Source organism: Mumia sp., from assembly GCF_028803055.1.
GTDB lineage: Bacteria > Actinomycetota > Actinomycetes > Propionibacteriales > Nocardioidaceae > Mumia.
Map to the genome: position 1 here is coordinate 1 of NZ_JARBCJ010000182.1, position 6,321 is coordinate 6,321.

Consider the following 6,321-nt stretch of genomic DNA (forward strand, 5'->3'; position numbering starts at 1 on the left):
CAAGCTCGAGAGCTACATGGTCGGCGGCACCTTCACGGCGACGATGTTCCTCGCCGAGGTCGACGGCCATCCCGAAGAGCCGGCGTTGGCCCGCGCACTGGAGGAGCTGGCGTTCTTCTCGACCGACGTTCAGGTCATGGGCGTCTATCCGGCGCACCCTCACCGGTTCGCCGACGCCTGAGCGCGCCGCGGCGGTACGGCTCGCCACCGCTCGAGCCCGTACGTTTCACCCGCTCGCGGATGTCTGACGACGGTGCGCCTCGTACTCCAGGTAATCCCGGTCGCGCTGGCGCTCTTTCACACGCGCCTCGCCGGTCAGCGTGTCTTCCAGCAGGAGACCAATCGTGAACACGACGATTCCGGCGGTGAGGAACGCGAAACGAGTGCGTGGGGGCGCGGAGTAGAAGCTGAGGGCTTTCAGGGCGAGGCCAGACCCGACCAGCGTGATCGCGACACGTCCGAGCCAGACTTCCCAGGTCCGCCGACCGGAGCGGGACGACCTCGACGCGCTCACCACGACCGACGATCCCATGAGTATCGTCGCCGCGAGCAGGACCAGGGCGTCGTCGTAGGGACGCAGCGATCTGATCGGCAGCAGGGCGAGGAAGAGCACCACCCCCGCTGCCACCATCAGCCTGCGAGCGACCACCCAAGCCCACAGCACGGCGTCTCGCCGGTGAGCGTCGCCGCGAGCCATGGCCGAACCCTAGTCTTCGCCCTGGCCGCCCGTCAGCCCACTCGTGTCGACTCTCCGCGAATGGCCCCAGCGGGACGCGTGGCCGGCAACCCTCGCGACCGCGCTCAGGACCATGGCGGTCACCATGAGGACCCACGCTGTGTCCTTGTCGACAAGCAGCCATCCCACCGCCGTGATGAAGAGGACACCCATGACCACAAGCATCACCACCTGGAACGCCTCGGAACGGGTCAGCGGCTCGCGCGGTTTCGACACCGCACTGCGATGGCGTGCCGGGTGGCGGTCCCCCGTCCGCATGCTGCGCCTCCATCACCCGCTCCGATGTGCTCTGGCACATGCATCCAAGCACTGTGACCTGGCGGCTGCCTAGGGTGGAGGTACGGGTGGGAATCCTGCGGGCCCGTCCGCTGTTGAACACCGCAGACGCACAGACGCACCCGATCGAAATGGACGTGACATGGCAACCACTGCCCTGACCTCCGACAGCTTCATGGACACCATCTCCTCCGACGGCATCGTGCTGGTGGACTTCTGGGCCTCCTGGTGCGGCCCGTGCCGCCAGTTCGCCCCCGTGTTCGAGGCCGCGGCCGAGAAGAACGAGGACATCAAGTTCACCAAGGTCGACACCGAGGCGGAGCAGGATCTCGCCGGTGCGCTCCAGATCACCTCGATCCCGACGCTGATGGCCTTCCGTGACGGCATCCTCCTCTTCAACCAGCCCGGGGCGCTGCCCGCACAGGCGCTCGACCAGGTGATCGACGCCGTACGCGAGGTCGACATGGACGAGGTCCGTTCCCAGGTCGCCGAGCAGCAGGCACAGCAGGGGCCGGCGCAGCAGGCCTGACCCTCCGCACGCACTCTCCGACAGCCCTCTGGCCCCGTGGCCAGGGGGCTGTCGCGCATCCGCACGGTGGGCCCGCCGTACGCTGTGCGGCATGTCCACCACCACCTCCACGTACGTCCTGACCCTGACCTGCCCCGATCGCCCGGGGCTGGTGCACGCCATCTCGTCGTGGATCGTGGACCGCGGAGGCAACATCGTGGACGCGCAGCAGTTCACGGACGCGACGGCGCGACGGTTCTTCCTGCGGGTGCACTTCGAGAGCGTCGGTGACCCGTACGACGTGGACGCGCTCCGAGGCGGGTTCGCTCCGGTGGCCGACGAGCACGCGATGACGTGGAGCCTGGTCGTGGCCGAGGCGCCGTGCCGGACGCTGGTGATGGTCTCCAAGGAGGGTCACTGCCTCAACGACCTCCTGTTCCGGCAGAGCATCGGCGCTCTCAACATCGAGATCGGCGCCGTGGTCTCCAACCACACGACCCTCGAGCGGCTGGCGAGGTCGTACGACGTCCCGTTCCACCACGTGCCGGTGACGGCAGCCACGAAGGCGTCGGCCGAGGAGCAGGTGTTCGGCCTCGTCGACGAGCTGGGGATCGACCTCGTGGTCCTGGCGCGCTACATGCAGATCCTGTCCGACGACGCCTGCCGGCGGCTCCAGGGACGGGCGATCAACATCCACCACAGCTTCCTGCCGAGCTTCAAGGGCGCAAAGCCGTACCACCAGGCGTACGAGCGCGGCGTCAAGCTCATCGGCGCCACGGCCCACTACGTGACCGCCGACCTCGACGAGGGCCCGATCATCGAGCAGGACGTCACCCGGGTCGCTCACCAGCAGGACCCGGCCTCGCTCGTGCAGGCGGGCCGCGACGTCGAGACCCGTGTGCTCTCGCGGGCCGTAGGCCTGCACGCCGAGCAGCGCGTCCTGCTCAACGGCTCCCGGACCGTCGTATTCCCCTGAGCTGAGGGGCTGCGACGGCGCCGCGCCCACATCGTGAGAATCGGCGCCTGCATGCCCCTGTGTCGCTATAGTCGAGTAATCTACTCGGGATTAGTAACTCACTGGCTACAGCGCACAAGGCGCACGTCGAAAGGCACGACATGTTCACTCGGAAGCGGGCAACCCGCCTGATCGCCGCAACCACCGCGCTCGCCGCCGCGCTGGGGCTGTCGGCGTGCGGTGGCGCCGACGCCGACAGCTCCAGCACAACGCTGTCGCTGGTCGGCTTCGCGGTCCCCAAGGCGGGCAACAACGCCGCCCAGAAGGAGTTTGCGAAGACCGACGAGGGCAAGGGTGTCGTCTGGAAGGAGTCGTACGGCGCGTCCGGCGACCAGAGCCGCGCCGTCGCCGGCGGGCTGAAGGCCGACTACGTGCACTTCTCCGTCACACCGGACGTGACACGCCTGGTCGAGGCGGGACTGGTCGAGGACACCTGGGACGACGGCGAGCACAAGGGCATCGTGACGGACTCCGTCGTCGTGCTCGTGGTGCGCGAGGGCAACCCCAAGAACATCCAGACCTGGGACGACCTCGTGAAGCCGGGCGTCTCCATCGTCACCCCCAACCCGGGCTCGTCCGGCGCTGCACGGTGGAACATCCTCGCCGGGTGGCAGCAGGCTGCGGCAGACGGCGGCGACGCCGCCGGCACGGCGTACCTGACGAAGTTCTTCAAGAACGTCGCCGCGCTCCCGGGCTCGGGCCGCGACGCCACCGCAGCCTTCCAGGCCGGCACCGGCGACGTCCTCATCTCGTACGAGAACGAGGCGATCCTGGCCCGCCAGCAGGGCGAGAAGTTCGACTACGTCGTCCCGGACGAGACGCTGCTGATCGAGAACCCCGGCGCCGTCACCAAGAAGGCCGACCCGAAGGCAAAGGCGTTCCTCGACTTCGTGCTCAGCGAGGAGGGCCAGGAGCTGTACGTCTCGAAGGGCTTCCGTCCGATCAGCCCCGACGTGAAGGTCGGCAAGGTCAAGGGCGCGAACGATCCGTCGGACCCGTTCCCGACGCCGTCCAAGCTCTTCACCATCGACGGTGACCTCGGCGGCTGGGAAGCCATCAACACCAAGTTCTTCGACGAGAAGAACGGCGTCGTCACCAAGATCCAGCAGGAGACGGGCAAGTCGTGACCACGTCCACCCTCACGCGGGTCCGGCGCCGGGGTCCCCGGCGCCGGGCCCGCGCGGCCACGGCCCTGACCCCCGCAGCGGGGTTGGGGCTGGGCGTCGCGCTGATCTGGTTCAGCATCCTCGTGATGCTGCCCCTGTCGGCCGTCGTCCTCACCACGACGGAGGGTGGCTGGACCACCTTCGTCGAGACGATCCAGCAACCGCAGACGTGGGCCGCGATCAAGCTCACCGTCGGCGAGGCCGTCCTGGTGACCGTGACGAACGTCGTCTTCGGCACGCTCATCGCCTGGGTCCTCGTCCGAGACCACTTCTGGGGCAAGGGGATCCTCGAGGTCGTCATCGACATCCCGTTCGCCCTGCCGACCATCGTGGCGGGGTTGGTGCTCCTGAGCCTCTACGGTCCCGGCAGCCCGATCGGGATCGACGTCGCCAACACCCGCGTCGCCGTCTTCCTGGCACTGCTGTTCGTCACCACGCCGTTCGTGGTCCGGACGGTGCAGCCGGTCCTGCTCGAGCTCGATCCGGAGACCGAGCAGGCCGCCGCGTCGCTCGGCGCGAGCCGGCTCACGACCTTCCGCAAGGTCCTCCTCCCGGCGCTGACGCCGGCCATCACCGCCGGTGCGGCGCTGTCGTTCGCCCGCGCCATCAGCGAGTACGGCTCCCTGGTGCTGCTGTCGGGCAACCTCCCCATGCGCACGGAAGTCACCTCGGTGCGCATCCTGACCTACATCGAGAACGGCAACATGGCGGCCGCCGCCTCCGTCGCGTCGCTGCTTCTCCTCGTGGCTCTCTTCGCGATCATCGCCCTGGACGTCATCGCACGGAGGGTGGCCCGACGATGAACGAGCGCGGTCCCGTCCGTTACGTCCTGCGCGCGATCGTCCTCGTCTATCTGACGCTGCTGATCGTGTGGCCGGTCTTCCTCGTCGGCAAGAACGCGTTCGCCGAGGGGACCGGGGCGTTCGTGGACGCCCTCACCGAGCCGACCACCGTCGACGCGTTCGAGCTGACGCTGGTCGTCGCCGCCTGGGCGGTCGTCATCAACACCGTCTTCGGCGTCCTCATCTCGGTGCTGCTCGTCCGCTACACCTTCCCCGGCCGCCGTATCCTCTCCGCGCTCATCGACCTGCCGCTCTCGGTCTCCCCGGTCGTCGTGGGGCTCGCCCTGCTGCTGGCCTACGGGGGCACCAACGGCTGGTTCGGACCGACGCTCGAGAGCTCCGGCCTCCAGGTCATCTATGCGACTCCAGGGATCATCATGGCGACGGCGTTCGTGTCGCTCCCGCTGGTGATCCGCGAGGTCGTCCCGGTGCTCACCGAGATCGGCACCGAGCAGGAGCAGGCCGCCGTCAGCCTCGGGGCCAACGCCTGGCAGACGTTCCGCCGCATCACGCTCCCGGCGATCCGCTGGGCGCTCGTGTACGGCGTCGTCCTCAGCCTCGCTCGGTCGCTCGGCGAGTTCGGGGCGGTCAAGATCGTCTCCGGCAACATCGTCGGGCAGACCCAGACCGCGACCCTCGTGGTCGAGGAGCGCTACCAGAACTTCGAGCAGACGGCCGCGTACGCCGCCTCGTTCGTGCTGGCCGCTGCCGCGGTGCTCGCCCTCATCGTCGTCACGCTCCTGCGACCGGGGCACGCCGCGGCGCCCACCATTCGGGCGTCCGCCGAGGTCGCCACCCCCCTCACCACCGAGAAGGACCCAGCATGAGCATCGAGATCGCAGGGGTCGGCCGCCGCTTCGGCGACTTCGTGGCCCTCGAGGACATCAATCTGTCGGTCCCCGCCGGGCAGCTCACCGCCCTGCTCGGGCCCAGCGGCGGCGGGAAGTCCACGCTGCTGCGGATCATCGCCGGCCTGGAGAACGCCGACAGCGGCACGGTCACGATCGAGGGCAACGACGCCACGCGACTCCCGGCCCGCAAGCGCAACGTCGGCTTCGTCTTCCAGCACTACGCCGCGTTCAAGCACATGACGGTCGCTCGCAACGTCGCGTTCGGGCTCGAGATCCGCAAGCAGCCCAAGGACCAGGTCGCCGAGCGGGTCCGCGAGATGCTCCGCCTCGTGCACCTCGAGCAGTTCGCCGACCGCTACCCGGCCCAGCTGTCGGGCGGTCAGCGCCAGCGCATGGCGCTCGCCCGTGCGCTCGCCATCGAGCCGAGCGTGCTGCTGCTCGACGAGCCGTTCGGCGCGCTGGACGCGAAGGTCCGCAAGGAGCTGCGCGACTGGCTGCGCCGCCTCCACGACGAGGTCCACGTGACGACGGTGTTCGTCACGCACGACCAGGAGGAGGCTCTGGAGGTCGCCGACCAGATCGTCGTCATCAACCAGGGCCGGATCGAGCAGATCGGGACGCCGGACGAGCTGTACGACCAGCCGGCGTCGGACTTCGTCCTGTCCTTCCTCGGCCCGGTGACGACCCTCGACGGGCGGCTCGTACGGCCGCACGACATCGAGGTCGCCGCAGGACCCGTGCCGGACTCCGTCGTCGGCACCATCACGCGGTGGACGCGGATCGGCTACGAGGTGCGGCTCGAGGTCACGCCGACGAGCGGCGGCGACCCGGTCCAGGTCCAGCTCACCCGCAACGACGCGCTCCAGCGTGGGCTCGCCGAGGGGTCGACCGTCTGGCTCCGTGAGGTCGCGCCGGTCAACGGCGCCC

Annotated in this window: 8 protein-coding genes and 1 pseudogene; 7 read left to right on the top strand and 2 right to left on the bottom strand. The window is 69.0% G+C overall.

The annotated features are described in order from the left end of the window. A pseudogene (locus tag PV363_RS14665) lies at positions 1-181 on the top strand (prephenate dehydratase); the annotation flags it as partial. Positions 182-226: 45 nt separating this feature from the next. Here the strand turns inward: PV363_RS14665 and PV363_RS14670 are convergent. Both PV363_RS14670 and PV363_RS14675 read right to left on the bottom strand, forming a co-directional pair. Beyond that, entirely contained in the window at positions 227-616 is a 390-nt protein-coding gene (locus PV363_RS14670) for a hypothetical protein (protein WP_301022702.1), read from the bottom strand. A 90-nt stretch (positions 617-706) separates the two neighbouring features. After that, a complete protein-coding gene (locus tag PV363_RS14675; RefSeq protein ID WP_301022703.1) occupies positions 707-907 on the bottom strand; it encodes a hypothetical protein in 201 nt (66 codons plus the stop codon). Between the two features lie 247 nt (positions 908-1,154). On the opposite strand from PV363_RS14675, the gene trxA reads away from it, so the two are divergent. The 6 genes from trxA to PV363_RS14705 all read left to right on the top strand — a co-directional run. After that, the gene (gene trxA, locus PV363_RS14680) at positions 1,155-1,541 is read left to right on the top strand and encodes a thioredoxin (protein WP_220341956.1); all 387 of its coding nucleotides are present in this window, start codon (positions 1,155-1,157) and stop codon (positions 1,539-1,541) included. Between the two features lie 91 nt (positions 1,542-1,632). Continuing rightward, complete coding sequence (gene purU / locus PV363_RS14685) at positions 1,633-2,496, top strand: formyltetrahydrofolate deformylase (protein WP_220341957.1); 864 nt, start codon at positions 1,633-1,635, stop codon at positions 2,494-2,496. A gap of 140 nt (positions 2,497-2,636) precedes the next feature. Beyond that, the gene (locus PV363_RS14690) at positions 2,637-3,662 is read left to right on the top strand and encodes a sulfate ABC transporter substrate-binding protein (RefSeq protein ID WP_301022704.1); all 1,026 of its coding nucleotides are present in this window, start codon (positions 2,637-2,639) and stop codon (positions 3,660-3,662) included. Beyond that, positions 3,659-4,504: a sulfate ABC transporter permease subunit CysT gene (cysT, locus tag PV363_RS14695; protein WP_220345276.1), complete on the top strand. Its 846-nt coding sequence runs from the start codon at positions 3,659-3,661 to the stop codon at positions 4,502-4,504. The genes PV363_RS14690 and cysT overlap by 4 nt, the downstream gene beginning before the upstream one ends. Continuing rightward, positions 4,501-5,370: a sulfate ABC transporter permease subunit gene (locus PV363_RS14700; protein WP_220341960.1), complete on the top strand. Its 870-nt coding sequence runs from the start codon at positions 4,501-4,503 to the stop codon at positions 5,368-5,370. The genes cysT and PV363_RS14700 overlap by 4 nt, the downstream gene beginning before the upstream one ends. Then, positions 5,367-6,321 (top strand): sulfate ABC transporter ATP-binding protein (locus PV363_RS14705; RefSeq protein WP_301022705.1); only part of this gene is annotated, 955 nt, incomplete at its 3' end. The genes PV363_RS14700 and PV363_RS14705, both read left to right, overlap by 4 nt.